The sequence below is a fragment of the Runella sp. genome (assembly GCF_965279615.1).
Classification (GTDB): domain Bacteria; phylum Bacteroidota; class Bacteroidia; order Cytophagales; family Spirosomataceae; genus Runella.
In genome coordinates this window covers 2,365,038-2,384,227 of record NZ_OZ257252.1, presented here as the reverse complement: position 1 = coordinate 2,384,227, position 19,190 = coordinate 2,365,038, and the positions used below count along the sequence as shown (strand labels likewise).

Below are 19,190 nucleotides of genomic sequence, written 5' to 3'. Positions count from 1 at the left end.
TATTAACCATTGCTTAACCATGAATATATTAATCATTGAAGACGAAGAACTTGCCGTTCGAAAACTGTCAAAATTGTTGCTGGATGTGGATGAGAGTATTAACATCGTAGGCACCTGTGCCAGTGTAAGGTCTTCCGTAGCGTGGCTCAATGCCAATGCCCAAGGGCAATCTTTAAGCCCTGATCTGATTTTGATGGATATTGAACTTGCCGATGGACAGAGTTTTGAGATATTTGAGCAGACCACCGTTAGTGCCCCCGTTATATTTACAACCTCTTATGACGAGTACGCTTTGCGCGCGTTTAAGGTCAACAGCATCGACTATTTGCTCAAGCCTATCAAAAGGCACGAGCTGGAAGCGAGCCTCGAAAAATACAAACGGACGCATTTTGCCAACGGAGCTGCTGCCGGCAAAAACGAAACCAAAACGGTAGACATTGATGCGTTGGTGCAACAACTCCGGCAGCATATTCAACCGGCTGATTACCGCCGCCGTTTTTTGGTAAAACACCTGCAACAATGGGTACCTATTGAGGTAAGCGATATTGCCTATTTTTATTCCGAAGAGGGCGTCAGCCTGTTTCGGACAACAGCAAATCAGAAATTTTCGTTGGATTATCCGTTGGACGAATTGGAAGCAATGCTTGATCCGTCGCATTTTTTTCGAGCCAACCGCCAGTACATTGTGCACATCAATACGGTACAGCAGGTGCACCCTTATTTTAATAATAAATTGAAGTTGATCCTTAAGCCAAATGCCGATGATGAAGTATTGGTAAGCAGAGAGCGCGCCACGGACTTTAAGCGGTGGATGGGCAAATGAAGCGTTTGATTCCTTTCAGTGACACAAAACTCCGAATATTTGGGCCAATTGTACTGTTTTTGATCGGTACCGTATTTTTTCGTCTCAACTGGTATTTTGAATTACATACCATTGATCTGCTTATCTCAGATGCGATCGCCTTGACGGCCGGCTATATTTGTTGGGAGAGTACACGCTTTGTGATCAGACGCCTGCAAAAAATATATCCGGGCTATCAAAACACCCGAAGGCGTTGCCTTTGGTTGTTGGTGGCCTTTCCTTTTTTTGTTTTTTACGCTATTGCCGTCAGAACGTCGATACGAATCCCGTTGGGGTTTGTCCGACACACACCTTTACCGCAATATATTTATACCATAGGAATTCAAATTTTTTACAACAGTGTTTACATCATTATCAATGAAGGATTTTACGTATTGAGAGAATGGCAAAAAAGTCATGCCGCCAAAGAAGCGCTGAAAAAAGCAAGTTTGCAAACACAATTAGACTCGCTGAAAAGCCAGATCAATCCCCATTTTTTATTCAATAGCCTGAATGCGCTCACCGCTCTGATTACCGAAAATCCTGCCAAAGCAGAAACATTTGTGGACGAGATCAGCAGTGTATATCGGTACTTATTACGGAATAACGAGCATGAATTAGCGACTGTCCGGGAAGAGATAAGCTTTATTCTTTCGTATTTTCACCTGCTCAAAACGCGTTATGGCGAAGGGATTCAACTGCATTTGGATGGACTGAAAGGCCACGATGATTTTCAATTGCCACCCCTGACGTTACAGGTATTGGTCGAAAACGCCGTGAAGCACAATGCGATTTTGCCCGAAAACCCTTTAATGATTGATATTTCTATAGAAAATAATACCTTGGTAGTGCAGAACAACGTACAGCGAAAGACCGTAAGAGTAGCCTCCAATCGCGTGGGATTGGCCAATATTGCGGCTAAATATCGTATACTGGACTACGGGGCCATTGAAATCATTGACACCGACAACCACTTTACGGTTCGTCTTCCCCTGATCACACCAACCCTTTGAGATTGTGTATCCAAGCGCATGAATACCATTGTTCACACGACCAAATTTCGCATCATCGGGCCTATACTCGTATTTGCGTTTGTCGAATTCTTTTTTCGATTGGTGTGGTATGTGGCTTCTCCGTTGGAAACGATTTTGAAAAACGATCTCATTATGCTTACCGCGGCCATCATCAGCTGGCAGGTGGCGCGTTGGACGGTTTTGTCCATTCAGCAACGTTTTCCCGGATTGGTTCATGCGCGAAAACGCCTTCTTCTTCTTTTAGCACTGATGCCGGTTTTGGGCAATTTTGCCTGGATTTTGGCGCATTCTGTTTGGTTCATCACAGATGGACATTTTTTATATTTTGATAGTGTTGTCGATTATTGCCGCACGCTGGGTATTCAACTCTTCTGTCATATTATCTATTACGCTATTTATGAGGGGAGTTATTCATTTCGGGAATGGAAGCGTGATTACATTGAAAAGGACGAATTGGAAAAAATAAATCTCCAAAGCCAATTGACCTCTTTGCAACACCAGGTAAACCCTCATTTTCTGTTCAACAGTCTTAATTCTCTGTCTTCTCTCATCAGCGAATCACCCGCTCAGGCCGAAGAGTTTGTCGAAGAGTTAAGCTCGGTCTATCGGTATTTATTGCGCGACAATGCGCAGAATCTGACCACATTGGCGGCCGAATTGGCGTTTATTCGGTCGTATTATCTTCTATTGAAAACCCGACACGGGAATGGGCTGACGTTGCAGGTGAATGTAGCCCAAGAGCTGCAATCGTATCAAATGCCACCGTTAACGATGCAGTTATTGATTGAAAATGCGGTCAAACACAACGTCGTTTTTCCCGAACAGCCCTTGCGAATAACGATTGAAACCAATGCGTTGCAGCAATTGGTCATCAGTAATAATTTGCAACGTCGAAAAGTACGGGTGGCTTCCAACGGGGTAGGACTGAGCAATATCATGGCCAAATACGAGATGTTGGGTCAAAAAAGACCAATGGTGCAGGATGACGGAGAACGTTTTATTGTCACCTTGCCGCTCATCTAACAGTAAATACTTGCATAGTTATTCAACTGCCGTCAAGTACAATTCATTGGCACCTTATACCGTTTCGACGGCCGGCTGTGATGATTCATCGTGATTGAAATTGCTGAAAATGGTTTTTGACAACAATTTTGCATCGAACATTAACCATTTATACAGCCATGCAAAACAAAAAAATTCTATTTGCCACCATGCCTTTTGAAGGGCATTTTAATCCGCTTACAGGTCTTGCCGTTCATCTCCAGTCATTGGGCTACGAAGTGGCTTGGTACGCGGGAGCTTCTTATGCCGACAAATTACGGAAACTGGGAGTGGATCATTTCCCGTTTCAAAAGGCCGTGGAAATCAATCAGTACAATTTGGATGAGTTGTTTCCCGAGCGTAAACGCATCAAGGGAACAATTGCCCGCCTACGATTTGACATCAATCGCGTGTTTATTGAGCGCATTCCTGAGTTTGTCGAAGATGTAAAACGTATTTACCAAGATTGGCCGTTTGATTTAATTGTATACGACCTTGCATTTACTGCGGGTCCTGTCATCAAGCAGTTGCTTAATATTCCCGTTGCAGCTGTCGGAGTAGTTCCTTACAGTGAAACTTCCGAAGATTTGCCTCCTTCAGGCATGGGCAAGAGCCCATCGATCCACTTCATGATCAAGCGGTGGCATTCGTTTCTCAGCTATTTGACTACTGAAGTTTTACTCAAACCCTGTACAAACCTTTTCAATAAATATTTGGACGAATATGGACTTGAACCAACAAAAGACTTTGTTTTCGATGCCGCTATTCGGATGCCTGATTTGTATTTGCAAAGCGGCGTACCCGGATTTGAGTACGAGCGAAAAGATATGAGTAAAAATGTGCGTTTTGTTGGGCCTTTATTGCCATACAAGGGTAATGTTAAACATTTTTTTACGCATGCTGCAAAAACCAAGACCTACCAAAAAGTGCTGTTGGCAACCCAGGGAACAGTAGAGCGTGACCCAAGTAAGATCATTGTGCCTACCTTAGAAGCGTTTAAAAACGACCCCGATACGTTGGTCATTGTCACCACGGGTGGGTCACAAACCGCTGAGTTGCGGGAGCGCTATCCGCAGACTCATTTTATCATCGAAGATTTCATTGATTTTAATTCGGTAATGCCCTTTGTGAATGTGTATGTAACCAACGCCGGTTATGGCGGCGTAATGCTGAGCATTCAGCACGAAGTACCGATGGTCGCTGCCGGTGTGCACGAAGGCAAAAATGAGATTGCCGCTCGGATTGGCTATTTCAAGCTTGGAATTAACCTCAAGACCGAAACGCCCAAGCCTGCGCAAATCCGCAAAAGCGTGGAAAAAATTATGGCCGACAAAGAATACAAACGTAACGTTCAGAAACTGAGCTCGGAATTTCGGCAATATTCGCCCAATGCTCTGTGCGAGAAATACATTAAAGAGTTGTTTGGAAGCAAAAGCGGTAAATCGTCGCCTATGCGTCAGGTTTCAGAAGTTCATTCCTGATCATTCCTTCTTCTTTTGAAAAAATGCCCTTCGATAAAGCTCGGTTAGCGTTGTCGAAGGGCATTTTTCTTGCGCCAACAAGAGTTTAGTCTGCTTTGGTCCAAACCGTTGTTTTGCCAAAAGTGACTACTTTTATGTATCCTCTGATCTCCAGTTTGCCGTCTTTTAATTTCATAACGCTGTCGTAGGTTTTGCCGCTTTTGGGATCGTATACTTTACCGTTACGCCATTCACCTTTCTGAAAAACATAGTGCTCCAAGATAGGCATGTTTAAAAGGGGGCGACCTTTTAAGGTAGCATCACTGTTTTTGACATCTTTTTTAGGCGTTTTACCGTCGGATTCGTAGAGATTTTTACCCCAGATCAGCTTTCCAAAGTACTCATTGCCCGATTTGTAGATTTGAATTTTACCGTCTTTGTCGGCATTGAGCCACACGCCTAAGATCGCGTCGGCATTTTGACCAAACGTACTTTTGTCGCTCAAAAGCAGCAATGAGGCGGAAATAAGGAGTATTTTCATGGTGTTTGCGGTGGATAGTTGAGGCAAAGTTATATAACTGACAAAGGAATGGTTTGGTTTTGAGGGACAAATCCCGTTGAATACAAATAAATCGGAACAAAAGAAATTGGGCTGAAAATCAATAAATTGGATTTATGCCTTGAAGTATCTATTTTTAAAGGTAAAGCCCGAAAATGGCTAGTATGCGTTCAAGTTATTCTCTTGCCCTTATGAAAAAAATACTACTCTCTTTGTGCGTTCTGATTGCGTTTTCGTCGATGGCCCAAAAGCGTAATTCGCAAAACAAAGCCATTTATTTGGAAGATATTTCATGGCCGACAGCCCAAAAACTTCTCACTCCTGATGCCGTTGTGGTAATTCCTTTGGGAGCGGGGTCTAAGGAACACGGCCCACACCTGCCTTTAGCCACTGATTACCTGCAAGCCGAGGCATACGCCAAAGAGATTGCGCTTCAGCGAAATGTTATTATCACGCCCGTGGTTAGTTATGGATTTTATCCTGCTTTTTTGAAATATCCCGGTTCGACAAGTATCAATTTTGCCACCGCTACCAATACCGTCGTGCAGATTGTGAGGAGTTTGGCGGCGTATGGCCCCAGGCGTTTTTACATTATCAACATTGGTGTAAGTACTACGCCTACCTTACTGACGGCAGCCAATACGTTGGCAGAAGAAGGGATCTTGTTGTATTACAGTCGCTATGACCGTCAGGGATTTGTCAATGCTGAGCAACCTTTTCGCACCAAAACCTACAGCGGCCACGCCGACGAACTGGAATCTTCCAATATGTTGATGATTCGTCCTGATTTGGTTGATATGCGTAAAGCTGTCAATGATTCCTCCATGAAAGGGAAGTCGGGAAATATGACGCCGGTAAAGATTGATGGAGGGAATTTGAATACCAGTGGAGTCAACGGATATGCAGCCTTAGCCACGCCTGAAAAAGGCCGAAAGAGCATGGCCGCTTTTGCCAAAGAACTGATTCGCGAAGTTGATAGCGTAAGCACTTGCGCTTTGCCCAAAATGCAGGACAAAAGTGCTGAATACAAGCTGTACGAAGGGAAATACGTGAATGGTTCGGGCAAAGAAATGGTGCTTTACCAAAAAGATGGCAAACTCTATTTTACGTGGGACGGTAAGGATTCCCGAAATTTTTTTCCGCTGTACAAAGATGCGCCCGATTATTTCTCTTCCATGAACCTGAACATTCTTTTTGTAAAAAATGAAAGTGGCGGCGTCAACAAAGCATGGTGTCAGTATCGGGGAGAAAGCTTTTGGATAACAAAAACAAACTGATAAGTGCCATGAAAAGAAAAGACTTTTTGAAACTGGGTGGACTCATTGCCGCTACGGCTTCCCAACCGGATGTTTTTGCGACATCAAAACCTCAGAATCCAACAGGCGAAGTCGATTTTATGCACGATGGGTTGGCGCTTTCTCCCAAAGAGTATGCCGGCTTGCTGATGAAATTGGCCGATGAAGGAAAAATTAAGGCCGATTATTACTCCAACGGCGGTGTGGTAGAAGAAATGGAAGCGGTTTTTGCGAAACTGTTTGGGAAAGAATCAGCGGTATTTATGCCCACCGGAACGTTGGCCAATCACATGGCTATTCGGCGTTTGGCAGGGCAGAATCGTAGAGTGATTGTGCAGGAACAGAGTCACTTGTATAACGATACGGGCGATTGTTCTCAAACGTTGAGCAATCTGAATCTAATTCCTCTCGGTCTAAATGCGGTCGAATTCACGTTGGAAGAGCTGGACTATGTGGTCAAAAAAACGCAGGGAGGACGCGTAGAAACGCACGTTGGCGTCATCTCTATTGAATCGCCCGTACGGCGACAAAAAGACCAACTGTTTAGGTATGAGAGCGTAAAAAAAATAGCGGATTACGCCAAAAACAATAACATAAAAATGCACTTGGATGGGGCGCGGGTGTTTGTGCAGCCCATTCATAACAATATAAGTGTTGTGCAGTATTGTGCGCCGTTTGATACTGTTTATACATCTCTTTGGAAATGTTTCAACGCGGCTTCGGGGGCAGTGTTGGCGGGACCTAAAAGCTTTACCGAGAACCTATTTCACGAACGACGGATGTTTGGCGGCGGACTTCCCACGGCGTGGGCGTTTGCGGCGGTGGCCCTGCATTTTGTCAATAGTTTTGCCGAAGATTATAAACAATCGTGGCAAAAAGCCGAAACCTTGTTTTCTCTTCTTCAGAAGGACGAGCGGTTTAAAATTACTAAGTTTGAAAACGGCTCCCACATTGTAGGGTTGGAAGTAAAAAAAGCGAATGCCGAACGTTTCAAAGAAGCGCTTGCTAAAAAGAATATTCAGGTATCTGCTCCGACCGCCAATGGATTTTTATTGAAAGTAAACCCTTCCCTTCTTCGAGAATCGGCACCCAATTTGGCAAGCCGTTTTAGCGAATCATTGAAAGAAAGCGAGATGTAGTTTTTCCCGCAGTCGCTCGCGTCTCGCGAGTGACGACTATCACAAGGCCTCTGGCCTTTCATAAACGAGGCTGGAAGCCTCAAAATAGTCGTCACTCGCGGGACGCGAGCGACGGCGGCAGACGCGACTGCGACTTAAAACAAACTCATTTCACCTGCCAAAGGTGCGGCCAAGCGTTCTCGGATACGTCCTAAATCGCTTTCATGCTGTAATACCCACATCATTTTGGTAATGGCGGCTTCGACAGTAATATCGCCGCCGCTTACTACACCGATCTTATCAAACCATGTACTTGTCTGATAGCGTCCCTGCATTACGCGTCCGCCGTCGCATTGCGATACGTTCATGAGTATGATGCCTCGTTCGGTCGCTTCTTTTAATTCGTGCAAAAACCAAGGAAGGGTAGGAGCATTGCCGGCACCGAAGGTTTCCACTACCACTCCCCGTAAGTCGTTAATAGACAGAATCGAACGAACTACGTTTTGGGTAATGCCCGGAAAGAGCTTTAGGATGGCCACATTCTGATTCAACTGAGGTTGGGTACGAAAATCTAAATCAGGATTTGGAGTAGTAATGAAAGGAAAGTTGTACTCAATCGTGACGCCAACCTCGGCCAAAGACGGGTAATTTTCGGAGCGGAAAGCATTGAACTGCGAACTTTCTTTCTTTTTGGCGCGGTTGCCGCGTAACAATACGTTTTGAAAATAGATACATACTTCCGGTACTAATGGACGCCCATCTATCTGCGCGGCGGCAATTTCCAAAGCGGTAATGATATTTTCACGAGCGTCAGTGCGAGCCACGCCGATGGGCAATTGTGCCCCCGTCAAAATCACGGGTTTTCCCAGGTTTTGGAGCATGAAACTCAATGCTGAGGCAGTATAAGCCATCGTATCTGTTCCGTGTAAAATCACAAAACTATCGTACAACTCATAATTACGTTGAATCAGACGCGCAATTTCCGCCCATACGTCGGGGCGCATGTTGGAAGAGTCCATGATTTCTTCCAAACTCGTAAACGTGATCTCAAAATCCAATCGCTTGATTTCGGGAAGTTTATCCAATATTTGTTCAAAATCAAAAGGAACTAATTGGCCTTTCTCAAAGACCATGCCTAATGTGCCTCCCGTATAAATAACCAAAACCGACGCACGCGGTCGGTTAGGTAAAACGGGATTAATGGTGACTGTTTTATATGCAGGCAAGAGCGATTAAGTTTAAAAGTTGAATGCTGGTCCGGATTTGTAACGGTGCGACGATTCGCTCCGGACCACGACTGCTTGGGATTTGTAATCCCAAGTTTAAAACAAACTCAAATGATAAAATTGGTAGTTAAAAAGTCAGAACGGTGCTCTTTTAAAATGGTGTTCAGCAACTCTTTGTTGGCATCGTTCAGTTTGGTAGCTACCAATGAGCGGATCGAAAAAGAACGCAGGGCATCATGTACAGATAACGTTCCTTCGGCACTGTCTTTCCGGCCGGTAAACGGAAATACGTCGGGTCCGCGTTGGCATTGGCAATTGATATTTACACGGCTTACCTGATTTACCAATGGGTCAATCAGATCCGCAACTTCCGTGGCATCATTACTGAAAATACTTACCTGCTGTCCGTGCGGCGATTCAATGAGGTAGTCAATGGTCTCTTCAATATGATCAAAAGGTATCACAGGGATCACCGGACCGAACTGTTCTTCGCGATAAAGTCGCATGTTTTTATTGACAGGAAATACTACGGCAGGATAGACAAAGGATTCAGCCGTAACGCCACCATTTTCGTTGACAACACTTGCCCCATTGGCGATGGCGTCATCAATGACCTCTTTGAGGTAGGCGGGTTTGCCGGGCTCTGCTACGGGCGTAAGGTTTACACCTTTCTCCCACGGCATTCCGTATTTCAGTTGAGCAATGGCGTTGCTCAATTTGGTGTTAAATTCTTCAGCGACGCTTTGGTGTACAAAAATGATCTTGATGGCTGTACAGCGTTGACCATTGTACGATAATGTTCCCAAAATATTTTCACTTACTGCTAAATCCAGATCAGCATTTTCGGTGACAATGGAGGCGTTTTTGGCATCCAAACTAAGCACCGCCCGCAAACGATTCAGTTTTGGGTGTTCCTTTTTGAGTTCATTGGCCACCTTACTGGAACCGATAAAGGCCAAAACGTTGATCTTGCCCGTTTGCATAATGCCCGGAATGACCGTTGCGCCACGTCCATATACTGTGTTGACTACGCCTTTTGGGAAAGATTCCTGAAAGGCTTTCAGTAAAGGATAGTGCAATAAGGTGCCGTGTTTCGGGGGTTTAAACAAAATGGTATTGCCCATCAAAAGAGCAGGAATAAGCGTCGTAAAGGTTTCATTAAGAGGGTAGTTGAACGGTCCCATGCACAACACAACGCCCAAAGGAGAGCGGCGTATTTGGGCAATAACGCCTTCACTGATCTCGAATTTAGACGAACTGCGGTCAATGTCTTTCAGTTCATTGATGGTTGCATTAATGTAATCAACGGTACGATCAAATTCTTTCACGGAGTCGGCGTACGATTTGCCGATTTCCCAAAGTATGAGTTTTACCACCAATTCTTTCTGGTCACCCATTTTCTTCACAAAGCGTTCCAAACATTGGATCCGGTCACTTACGCTCATGGTGGGCCATTGTCCGCGCCCGCTGTCGTAAGCCGCCACGGCGGCATCCAATGCTTCCGTTGCTTCGACTTCCGAGGCCAGTGGATAAGTTCCGATCAGTTTCCGTTTCAGACCATCCGGCGTTGATACAAAAATAGGAGAATGCACCTCGCTTACCTCGCCGTCCCACGCTTTCATTTCACCATTGACCAAGTATTCGCGTTGGTGAATTTCTTCAATTTGAAACTCCTTCGGAATCTCACTTTCTTTTACAAATAACTTGTTGAGCTGTTCTTGGAAATTCATAGTTGTTAATGGGTTGTTTAATTGAACCATATAAGCAATTCTTATATGCAACTTATATGCCTTATCGGTTCGCCGACGCGATGGTTGATAATAATTTACTGAATCACAGTGCCATTACGGATTTCTTCGCTGGCTTTGGCTACAAATACATCGCCTTCATTCACATTTCCAAACACTTCTGCCTCGCTTACTGTTTCCTGTCCTTTGGTTACTTCCACTCTCTCTGTTTTTTTGTTGACAACTTTGATGAGAAACAATCCTTCGCTCGTATTGATAAGCGCAGATTTAGGGACGACAAAGGTATTGTTACTTCTGGATAAATTGATGATGGCCTCGGCGACCATGCCCGGCGAGAGCGTTTTGTCGGCGTTGATCACATCCAATTCAACTCGTTCTGAGCGCAATTTAGTATCCAATGCCCCCGCTCTGCGGATTATTTTGGCCGAGAATACGTGGTCAGGGATGGCTTTTACGGTAAACTTTACTTCGTCAGAGAGTTTAACCAAGCTTTTGTAAGCTTCGGGAATAAGCACAACCAAACGCAGTTTGCGAAGTTCCTGTAAGGTAAAAACGGGCAGTTCAGAACCTTTGCCTGAAGGTCCTACATAAGCGCCTAAATTGACATTCCGGGAGGTAATGATTCCGTCAAAAGGTGCAGTGATGTTGAGGTAATTGGTCATGATACCGGCCTCTTTGTAAGACGCTTTGATGGCTTCCAACTGCGCCAGATCAGAGTTCTTTTTGGCCATTGCGATATCCAGATCGTTTTTAGAAATGGTGCCCGGCGTTTTACTGGTTTCCAACAAACGATTGTAAGTAGCATTACTGGACATGTAAATAGCTTCCTGGGATTTCAGCTTTGATTCGGCGGCGGCCAATTGTGAACTTAATTCCGGTGCTTCCAATGTAGCCAATAATTGCCCCGTTCTGACCTCAGACCCTAAGTCAACTTTCAAATCTTTGATAAAACTGTTGACCTTGGCGTACAGATCCACTTGGCGGTAGGCCATCAACTCCGCAGGGATTTGTAACGAAGAAGCAATTTTTCCTTTATGCAATTCAAACGTTTCGAGCGCCGGTGGCTCAACAACCGTTTTAACGTTCTCGTTTTTTGCTTCGGGCGACGAACAACTGCTTACCAAGGCAAAAAGCGGTAAACTGCACGCCACGAATAGATATGAATAGGAAGTGATTTTCATTTTTTTTATGCATTTAATGATGAAATGTACAGTTTACTTTCTTCGTCGTTGGCTTCTAATGAAACTGATTTTGTGCTTGTTTTTTCCTGTCCCCACGCAAATACCAAAGGTAAAATAAATAAAACGGCAAACGTGGAAGCGATCAGGCCACCGATCACGGCGCGACCCAGCGGAGACGATTGATCGCCGGCTTCGCCTAAACCGCTGGCCATCGGAATCATTCCCGCCACCATTGCGAGCGTGGTCATTACGATGGGACGCATACGGAGTGCAGCAGCTTCTTTGGCGGCTAAAATGGCTTTACCGCTGTGTAGGCGTAACTGTTCGGCGTTGGTAATCAGCAAGACCGCATTGGAAATAGAAACTCCAACCGACATGATAATACCCATATACGATTGCAGATTGAGCGTTGAACCCGTTAACAACAGCAACGTTAACGCGCCGACGATTACGGCCGGCACCGTAGCCAACACAACAGCCGATACTTTGAACGACTGGAAATTGGCCGCCAACATGAGAAAAATAACCACAATGGCCACGATCAATCCGTTTTGCAAACTGTTTAAAGTGTCGGTCAATGTTTGGCTCATACCGATCAATTCAACCGAAAGCCCGCGCGGTAATTCTCCCAAGGAGGAAATGGCTTTTTGGACATCTGCGGCGGCAGTTCCCAAATCTTTGTTGTTAAGATTGGCCGTGACTGACAATAAGGGTAAAGCCCCGATATTGTCGTTTTCACCGTAGGTTGTATCCGGTTTGATGGTCGCAATGTCACGCAGAATCGGGCGTGCTGAATTTTTCAGCAACGGCACTTCACCGATCTCATCAATGCTGTTCATTTTATTTTCGGGCACCTGCACCTGAACACCGTAACTGAAACCTCCTTTTTCATCCACCCACACATTCTTTTCAGTATAGCGTGAAGACGAAGTCGAAGCGATCAGAGAACGGTTGACGTCACTCATATCCACACCCAACTGCGCGGCACGTATTCTGTCCACTTCGATGTTGATGGATGGATATTTGTTGGATTGGCCCAACTGTACATCGCGCAAATAGTTGATTTCCTTTAGTTTATCAATTACTTTTTGAGCATACGCCTCATTCGTTTTTTTGTTCCTTCCCGACAACCGTACTTCGATGGGCGTAGGTGAACCTTGGCTTAATATCTTATCCGTCAGCTCGATAGGCTCAAAAGAAAGTTTAATGTCGGGGATTTTCTGTGCGATCCGTTTTCTGATGTTTTCTTTTAATTCATCTAAGTTGACTTTGTAATGTTCGCTCAATGCTACTTGGAGCACTGCTTCCTGCGGCCCGGCCATGAATAAATAAATGGGACTTACCGAAAACAAAGCCGGGTGTTGACCCACATAAGCCGAAGAAACGACGATGTTTTCAGCACCCACTATTTCCTTAATGGTGTTGATGGTTGCCAAGGTTTTCTCTTCAGTACGCTCGATGCGGGTTCCTTCGGCGGCACGCAGGCGCACCTGAAATTGGCTTCCGTTTACTTTAGGCAAAACGTCTTTGCCGATGGTGGAAAGCAGAAAAACCGATAACGCACAGGTAATGAGCAGATAACTAATGACAATGAGTTTGCGGAAAGGAAGCATTCGGTCAATGAAGCGTAGAAAACGCAGTCGGGTACGTTCGAAGAGACTTATCTTTCCGTTCTGATTGCTGTCTTCATTTTCAACCAACACTTTCTTTTGATCAGGCAGATCGTTTTCAGAATCAGCCGCCGGATACTTAAAAGGATGATGGTGGCCTTTGGGCGCTTTCATGATCCAGTTGGCCATGACAGGCACGAACGTTTGCGCCAAAAAATACGACACCACCATGCTGAAACCAATGGCAAGTGCCAGTGGCAAAAATAAGGAGCCCGGAATGCCGCCCATCGTAAAAGCGGGTGCGAACACGGCCAGAATACAAAACAGGATCAGCAATTTCGGAAAAGCAATCTCTTTACAGGCATCCCAAATGGCCAACCGCTTGGGTTTGCCCATGTCGAGGTGTTGGTGAATATTCTCAATCGTCACGGTACTTTCATCCACCAAAATCCCAATGGCGAGTGCTAACCCGCTCAAGGTCATGATGTTGATGGTTTGCCCGAAAAGATTTAGAAACAATACCCCCGAAATAATGGAAGTAGGAATGGTCAAAATCACGATCAATGCTCCACGCGCATCTCCCAAAAACAATAACACCATGAGGCCCGTCAAAATGGCTCCAATGACGCCTTCCACCACCAAGCTTTTAACGGAATTGATAACATACACCGACTGGTCAAATTCATAGGTTAAGTGGACATCATCGGGCAATTGCGACTGCATTTTGGGCAGAGCCGCCTTTAATTTTTGTACTACTTCCCACGTAGAAGCATCGGCACCTTTGGCAATGCTCAGATATACAGAGCGTTTGCCATTCACCAAGCCATATCCTGCCGTCACGTCGGCGCCATCTTCTACCGTGGCTACGTCGCGCAGATAAAGGTTTTGTACGCCTCCTTTAAACAAAGGAATATTCTCAAAATCCTTGATATTACGAATCGTTGTATTGGTAGGGGTAATGTAATTTTTATCGCCAATGCGAACGTTGCCGGAAGGTGCCGTCTGGTTGTTCAGACGAATAGCTTCTACCAATTGATCGGGTGTCATGTTATGTGCCCGAAGCAACCCGGGATCGGCTTTAATGACAACGGTACGAATATTTCCTCCAAAAGGCGGCCCGGAAACCAAGCCCGGAATGGTGGTAAACGATGATCGAACATAGACGTTGGCCATGTCGAGCAATTCATTGTTGCTCCGCTTATCGCTGCTCAAAATAAGTTGCCCGACGGGTAAAGTGGACGCGTCAAATCGAATGATGAACGGCGGCTGCGAGCCCGTGGGAAAAATGGCCTGAGCGCGGTTACAGAAAGCACTTACTTCGGCAGCGGCCTGCGCCATGTTGGTGCCGGGGTAAAAATTCATTTTCATCAGGGTAAGTCCCTGAATGTTTTTGGTCTCAATGTTCCTAACCCCGTTCACGTACAGCAACAGGTTAATGTATTGTTTCCCAAAAAAAGTCTCCATTTGGTTAGGAGTATATCCACCGAAAGGGTGAGCTATGTAAATGACGGGCATATCCAATTTTGGAAATATGTCCACCTTAATGGTACGAAGAGCACTGATACCAAAGAAAAACAGCGAAGCAACCAACACCATGATAGTGATGGGCTTACGCAGGGCAAAGAGGATTAATTGCATACTGTAAATGTTAAGTGTGGGTATAATGGGTATTCTGCATTCTTATCTTCGGCACTTATAGATTCTTCGTGAAAATGCTGAAATCTCCTTCTGCAGCGGCTTTGAGGAGCAATGCCTGCCAAATGTTACTGTAGGCAATTTCACGATCAGTTTCGGCCCGAATCAATGTGTAAAGGGATTGGGTCACATCGACCAAATTGGTGAGGCCATTGTTGTACAAAACCGTTTTTTGCAAATACGCATCGGACGCGGCCTTTACTTGAATGGGCACTTCGCGGTAGATCGCTAAGGCATTCTTGATTTTTGTATCCGACAATTGCAATTGTGCTTCCAGTTGCTGATTTGCGAGATCATATTCTTCCTGCAATCCTTTGCTGATCAATAACTGAGACTTGACCTGTTGCGAGATCCGCAGCCGTTGCGTCAGATTCCATGTAATACCGACGCCAAGCAAATAATTGGTTCGGGTGGGTTTTATGCCTTCAAAGAAATTATGGGTAAAAGCCGTTTGGTCTTGTGCGTAGGTGTTACTGAAACCTGACCCGCGCGTTTGCAGCACTCCTACCAGTGACAAGGTAGGAAAGGCTAACGTGCGGTAATACTTGGCTTGCCCGTCGCTTAGATTAATTCTGCTTCGGTAGAATTGAAGCGTAGGATGTTGTTGCACAGTAGCTTGTCCTTCTTCATTGATCAATGCGGGAAGTTTTGTGACAAAGAGCGTATCCAGTATAAATTCCTGCGCAGGAATTCCTAATAATCGAGCGAGAATATTGGCCTGTTCCTGCTGAAAATCAAGCGCTTTGGTAAGCGTGATCTTAACATTGGAAATTTCCGCATTGGCCTGCGATGAATCCACTCCCGCGATCAATTCATTTTTAGCGCGGGTAACCACCACACTCCGAAAGGTTTCGGCTCTCGAAAGATTTTTCTGATAAGAAGCCGTCAGACGTTGGGCGGTCAATAAATTCAGGTACGCAGCGGCTACTCTGATCTGATGCTGAAAAATTTCCTGCTGCCAGTCTTTCTCATCTCGGTAGGCAACGGCGGTGGCAGTATTGATCTTCTCTTTTGCTCGGCCGAAAGCGTAAAAATCCCAGTTAACATTGGTGAGGTACATAGCCCCGAAAGCTGCGTTCCAATTCTCTTTGGGCAACGGAAGGCCGGAAGACGCAACACCGAGGCCACCAAAACCATATAAAGGCCCATTTTGACCATTAACGGTGCCATAATCCATTTGCCCGGCGAGGTTGACATTGGGCAAATAATCTCTTCTTGCCTGCTCTATGCTTACTTTCGAAGCACTTGCATAACTGGCTTTCGCTTTGATGGTGCCGTAATTGCTGACGGCGGTTTGAACGGCTTCGGTAAGGGTAAGATTTTTTTGAGCGAGTGTGGGGATACAACTGCTGAGAAGCAGGGTAATTTTAACTAATAGATGGTGTTTTTTTAGAATCTCCATATTAATTCTGTTTTTTATTATGCAGACAAGTCTATCTACTTTAAAATAAAAAAAGTTAGAGGAATTTCTCCACAATTTTTTTTGCACTTTCCATCGTATCGGCATTCCGGTAGATAGAGCCACTGGTTGTTCCGCCTTCCAAAAGCAGGAAAATCATGTCCGAAAACAATTCATCGGAAAGGGGAGAAGTATGTTTGACCTCTGATACCAATTGGCGAATGTAGTTGCGGCTACGCTCTTTCTGCGCCTGCACCATTTCAAACACTTTGGTGTCTTCGCGGCTTACTTCCGAGCTGATCTTGATGAAGTTGCAGCCTTTAAAACCCAATCGTTGTTGTCGCCGGATGCGGTAGTCAAACACGGCCAGGATTTTTGCTTTTGGGTCTTCAAACGTTTCGACGTAGTCGTGCATTTCGGAAAACCATTGCTTGCCTGCTTTGTCGATATAGGCCAGCAACAGGTCGGTTTTGGAATCAAAGTGGTTATAGAGGGAAGCGCGGGCAATGGACGCTTCTTCAATGATCTGGTTGATTCCCGTCAGGTTGTAGCCCTGATCAAAAAATAGCCTTGATGCTACATCAAGGATTCTGTCTTTTACAACGGATTCTTTCATGAAGCAAAACTAAAAGCTTTATTTTGGATAGACAAGTCTGTCTACTGTAGTTTATATAAATTAACCGGAAATTAATAATTCACAGGAAGTATACTCAGTATTTGCGGTAGGTATTGACGCGGCTGACCCAATCCGTGCCAAATTCAATACGGATTTGTTTGCCTTGGGGAGTAATTAGGATTTTGGTAGGATAGCCATCTACGGGATACATTTTCTCCACTTTTTTATCCGACATAACCACGGGAAAGCTGTAGGTTTTCTTCTGCATAAAATCCCGAACTTTCGATTCCGTATCATTACAGGCGATGGTAACCAATACGATGTCATTCTGAGCTTTGATGCCATCATAAAATTTCTGCATTACAGGAAGTTCCTGCACACAGGGAACGCACCAAGTTCCCCAAAAATCAATCAGTATCCATTTCCCCTTATGTTGAGACAGATCAAAAGAAGTACCATCAAGCAGTTCCAATCGGAAAGGAGAAGCATCTTTTTGGTCAGTATTAAGAATTTCCTGCCAATAGTCTGCAAAAGGTTCTTGACCAAGTTTTTGATTTTCGTAGTATTCTTTAAGCGTACCAATGTGATGAGGATCAATTTTGGCCATTTCAACTAAAAGCTGAGTTACTTCAGATTGCCTTCCTTTTTTGACAAGTAAATCAATATAGGGTTTGCGAAAAATATCGTCATCGGCATCGTCAAACAAAAAAATACTTTCGTAGAAATAGGAAGATTTACGATTTCGGTCACTTTCATCGGGGCTATATTCAGCAGCGGTTTGTAAAAATGCTTCAGCTTTGGCGGATTCATTAAATACTTTAACCTGTTGACTGTTAAGGTAATTAACACTTGCAAACATAAAACGAAAATAGGCTCGCTGAGCGTTTTTGTTTCTGTCGGATGTCTGAAAACCATAGAAATCATTTTTAACCAGATTTTCCAGTCGTTGCGAAACGGCATCAAGCATACGATTTGCCGACGCAGTACACAAAGGATATTTTTGGGCTATTTGGTAAATCAGCACCGCATAACGTTCCGTTCGATTGGTTTGTTGGCGAGGCAATTGGGCGTGTATTTCGGTTAATTCCTCAATGATCTGCTTAATTTCTTCTGCACCGGTTGTAGTCTGTTTTGCCTTTACCCACATTACCAACGGCTTTACAGAGTTTGCGACAGTTGAATTGCTGCTCTTGGCAAGCATATTGAGCAATTCATAATTAAACACTGAATCTTTGTCAGAACGAGCCGGTTTGATAAAATGTTGGGCAAAGGAATCGTGTAAGAGTTCATTCAAGCTGCCGGGACTCTGGTTTGCCAATTCATTGGCAGATAATAGGGCAGAGTCTTTTTGGTAAGCATGTGTAAAGTCTTGGAAATTGTTGAAATGACTAACGAATTTTGTAGTTTTTTTCTGCCCGAAAACGGCAGAAAACACGCCTGAAACGAAGAGCAAAAGAACAAAACTTCTCAGTTGATACTTCATGGCTTTTACGGGTTTTTATTTGGTCAGCAAAGTAGCATTTTCAGTCGTCTTTTGCGCAATTTCATCGAGAGAAACCTGCATTAAATCAGCTACTTTCTGCGCAATTAGAGGAATATAAGCAACTTCATTGCGCTTGCCGCGATACGGGACGGGTGCCAAATACGGGCAATCGGTTTCCAAGACAATATGTTCTAAATTTATGAAAGGTAATACTTTGTCCAAACCACCGTTTTTGAAGGTAGCCACGCCGCCGATTCCCAGTTTAAATCCTAATTCGATAGCTTTTTGCGCCTCTTCAAGCGTTCCGGTAAAACAATGAAAAATACCCCTAAGGCGTGAGTCACCGATTTGTTCAATCAACTCAACTACTTCCCAAAAAGCACTTCGGCTGTGAATGTCGATCCAAAGGTTGTGTTTCAACGCCAAATTGCATTGTACCAAGAATGCTTCCTTTTGCTGCTCTACAAAGGTTTTATCCCAATACAAATCCATGCCGATTTCACCGATTGCCACAAATTGTGGTACGGACCGCCGGTCCGTTGTAAGAGTAAACTGTGATTTTAAATCCTGCTCAGTGAAAGTTCGGGATTGCAAATCCGAAACAGCGTCTTTCGTGGCAGATGCTTTATTGAGCCAATCCTCCACAATGTAAAGCTCTTGCTGAAAATCTTCTTTTACATACGTAGGATGCAGACCCATCATGGGCAGGCATACATTGGGATATTTTTCGGCCAATGCCATCATACCGTCAATGGTCGTATGGTCGCAATTGGGCATCCAGATTTGGGTAATTCCTGCGTTAAAAGCGCGGTCGAGCATTTCCGTGCGGTCCTGTTCGAATACTTCGTCGTAAATATGGGCGTGGGTTTCTATCATTAATGAGT

The 19,190-nt window shown here is 44.6% G+C and carries 15 protein-coding genes; 6 read left to right on the top strand and 9 right to left on the bottom strand.

Annotated elements, in window-relative coordinates:
* The first annotated feature begins 19 nt into the window (after nt 1-19).
* The 4 genes from ACQY73_RS10410 (at nt 20) to ACQY73_RS10395 (ending at nt 4,397) form a co-directional block, all read left to right on the top strand.
* A complete protein-coding gene (locus tag ACQY73_RS10410; protein ID WP_428665184.1) occupies nt 20-823 on the top strand; it encodes a LytR/AlgR family response regulator transcription factor in 804 nt (267 codons plus the stop codon).
* On the top strand, nt 820-1,854 hold the full coding sequence (locus tag ACQY73_RS10405) for a sensor histidine kinase (protein WP_428665181.1): 1,035 nt from the start codon (nt 820-822) through the stop codon (nt 1,852-1,854). Before ACQY73_RS10410 ends, ACQY73_RS10405 begins: the two co-directional genes overlap by 4 nt.
* A gap of 18 nt (nt 1,855-1,872) precedes the next feature.
* On the top strand, nt 1,873-2,898 hold the full coding sequence (locus ACQY73_RS10400) for a sensor histidine kinase (protein ID WP_428665178.1): 1,026 nt from the start codon (nt 1,873-1,875) through the stop codon (nt 2,896-2,898).
* Nucleotides 2,899-3,056: 158 nt separating this feature from the next.
* Entirely contained in the window at nt 3,057-4,397 is a 1,341-nt protein-coding gene (locus tag ACQY73_RS10395; protein ID WP_428665175.1) for a glycosyltransferase, read from the top strand.
* A gap of 85 nt (nt 4,398-4,482) precedes the next feature.
* Here the strand turns inward: ACQY73_RS10395 and ACQY73_RS10390 are convergent, their stop codons facing one another.
* Nucleotides 4,483-4,917 (bottom strand): DUF2147 domain-containing protein, encoded by a 435-nt coding sequence (locus tag ACQY73_RS10390; protein WP_428665172.1) that lies wholly within the window; start codon nt 4,915-4,917, stop codon nt 4,483-4,485.
* Between the two features lie 209 nt (nt 4,918-5,126).
* On the opposite strand from ACQY73_RS10390, the gene ACQY73_RS10385 reads away from it, so the two are divergent.
* Nucleotides 5,127-6,212, top strand: a complete 1,086-nt coding sequence (locus tag ACQY73_RS10385; RefSeq protein WP_428665169.1) for a creatininase family protein — start codon at nt 5,127-5,129, stop codon at nt 6,210-6,212.
* Between the two features lie 8 nt (nt 6,213-6,220).
* Nucleotides 6,221-7,369 carry a threonine aldolase family protein gene (locus tag ACQY73_RS10380; RefSeq protein WP_428665167.1) on the top strand — a complete coding sequence of 383 codons (1,149 nt, stop codon included), beginning with the start codon at nt 6,221-6,223 and terminating at the stop codon, nt 7,367-7,369.
* A 134-nt stretch (nt 7,370-7,503) separates the two neighbouring features.
* Here ACQY73_RS10380 and ACQY73_RS10375 read toward each other — a convergent pair whose 3' ends face one another.
* The 8 genes from ACQY73_RS10375 to ACQY73_RS10340 all read right to left on the bottom strand — a co-directional run bounded on the left by ACQY73_RS10375 (nt 7,504) and on the right by ACQY73_RS10340 (nt 19,182).
* Nucleotides 7,504-8,574, bottom strand: a complete 1,071-nt coding sequence (locus tag ACQY73_RS10375) for an asparaginase (protein WP_428665165.1) — start codon at nt 8,572-8,574, stop codon at nt 7,504-7,506.
* Between the two features lie 107 nt (nt 8,575-8,681).
* Entirely contained in the window at nt 8,682-10,304 is a 1,623-nt protein-coding gene (locus tag ACQY73_RS10370; RefSeq protein ID WP_428665163.1) for an NADP-dependent glyceraldehyde-3-phosphate dehydrogenase, read from the bottom strand.
* Between the two features lie 95 nt (nt 10,305-10,399).
* Nucleotides 10,400-11,503 carry an efflux RND transporter periplasmic adaptor subunit gene (locus ACQY73_RS10365; RefSeq protein ID WP_428665160.1) on the bottom strand — a complete coding sequence of 368 codons (1,104 nt, stop codon included), beginning with the start codon at nt 11,501-11,503 and terminating at the stop codon, nt 10,400-10,402.
* A 5-nt stretch (nt 11,504-11,508) separates the two neighbouring features.
* Nucleotides 11,509-14,751, bottom strand: a complete 3,243-nt coding sequence (locus ACQY73_RS10360; RefSeq protein ID WP_428665158.1) for an efflux RND transporter permease subunit — start codon at nt 14,749-14,751, stop codon at nt 11,509-11,511.
* Between the two features lie 55 nt (nt 14,752-14,806).
* On the bottom strand, nt 14,807-16,210 hold the full coding sequence (locus ACQY73_RS10355; RefSeq protein WP_428665155.1) for a TolC family protein: 1,404 nt from the start codon (nt 16,208-16,210) through the stop codon (nt 14,807-14,809).
* A gap of 55 nt (nt 16,211-16,265) precedes the next feature.
* Nucleotides 16,266-16,823 (bottom strand): TetR/AcrR family transcriptional regulator, encoded by a 558-nt coding sequence (locus ACQY73_RS10350; RefSeq protein WP_428665152.1) that lies wholly within the window; start codon nt 16,821-16,823, stop codon nt 16,266-16,268.
* A 94-nt stretch (nt 16,824-16,917) separates the two neighbouring features.
* Nucleotides 16,918-18,306 (bottom strand): TlpA family protein disulfide reductase, encoded by a 1,389-nt coding sequence (locus tag ACQY73_RS10345; protein ID WP_428665149.1) that lies wholly within the window; start codon nt 18,304-18,306, stop codon nt 16,918-16,920.
* 15 nt (nt 18,307-18,321) lie between these two features.
* On the bottom strand, nt 18,322-19,182 hold the full coding sequence (locus ACQY73_RS10340; RefSeq protein ID WP_428665147.1) for a TatD family hydrolase: 861 nt from the start codon (nt 19,180-19,182) through the stop codon (nt 18,322-18,324).
* Nucleotides 19,183-19,190: the final 8 nt, after the last annotated feature.

What these genes read in the sequence shown, in the direction of transcription:
- ACQY73_RS10410 (WP_428665184.1), top strand. Translation starts at nt 20, where the DNA reads ATGAATATATTAATCATTGAAGACGAAGAACTTGCCGTTCGAAAACTG.
- ACQY73_RS10405 (WP_428665181.1), top strand. Translation starts at nt 820, where the DNA reads ATGAAGCGTTTGATTCCTTTCAGTGACACAAAACTCCGAATATTTGGG.
- ACQY73_RS10400 (WP_428665178.1), top strand. Translation starts at nt 1,873, where the DNA reads ATGAATACCATTGTTCACACGACCAAATTTCGCATCATCGGGCCTATA.
- ACQY73_RS10395 (WP_428665175.1), top strand. Translation starts at nt 3,057, where the DNA reads ATGCAAAACAAAAAAATTCTATTTGCCACCATGCCTTTTGAAGGGCAT.
- ACQY73_RS10390 (WP_428665172.1), bottom strand. Translation starts at nt 4,917, where the DNA reads ATGAAAATACTCCTTATTTCCGCCTCATTGCTGCTTTTGAGCGACAAA.
- ACQY73_RS10385 (WP_428665169.1), top strand. Translation starts at nt 5,127, where the DNA reads ATGAAAAAAATACTACTCTCTTTGTGCGTTCTGATTGCGTTTTCGTCG.
- ACQY73_RS10380 (WP_428665167.1), top strand. Translation starts at nt 6,221, where the DNA reads ATGAAAAGAAAAGACTTTTTGAAACTGGGTGGACTCATTGCCGCTACG.
- ACQY73_RS10370 (WP_428665163.1), bottom strand. Translation starts at nt 10,304, where the DNA reads ATGAATTTCCAAGAACAGCTCAACAAGTTATTTGTAAAAGAAAGTGAG.
- ACQY73_RS10365 (WP_428665160.1), bottom strand. Translation starts at nt 11,503, where the DNA reads ATGAAAATCACTTCCTATTCATATCTATTCGTGGCGTGCAGTTTACCG.
- ACQY73_RS10360 (WP_428665158.1), bottom strand. Translation starts at nt 14,751, where the DNA reads ATGCAATTAATCCTCTTTGCCCTGCGTAAGCCCATCACTATCATGGTG.
- ACQY73_RS10355 (WP_428665155.1), bottom strand. Translation starts at nt 16,210, where the DNA reads ATGGAGATTCTAAAAAAACACCATCTATTAGTTAAAATTACCCTGCTT.
- ACQY73_RS10350 (WP_428665152.1), bottom strand. Translation starts at nt 16,823, where the DNA reads ATGAAAGAATCCGTTGTAAAAGACAGAATCCTTGATGTAGCATCAAGG.
- ACQY73_RS10345 (WP_428665149.1), bottom strand. Translation starts at nt 18,306, where the DNA reads ATGAAGTATCAACTGAGAAGTTTTGTTCTTTTGCTCTTCGTTTCAGGC.
- ACQY73_RS10340 (WP_428665147.1), bottom strand. Translation starts at nt 19,182, where the DNA reads ATGATAGAAACCCACGCCCATATTTACGACGAAGTATTCGAACAGGAC.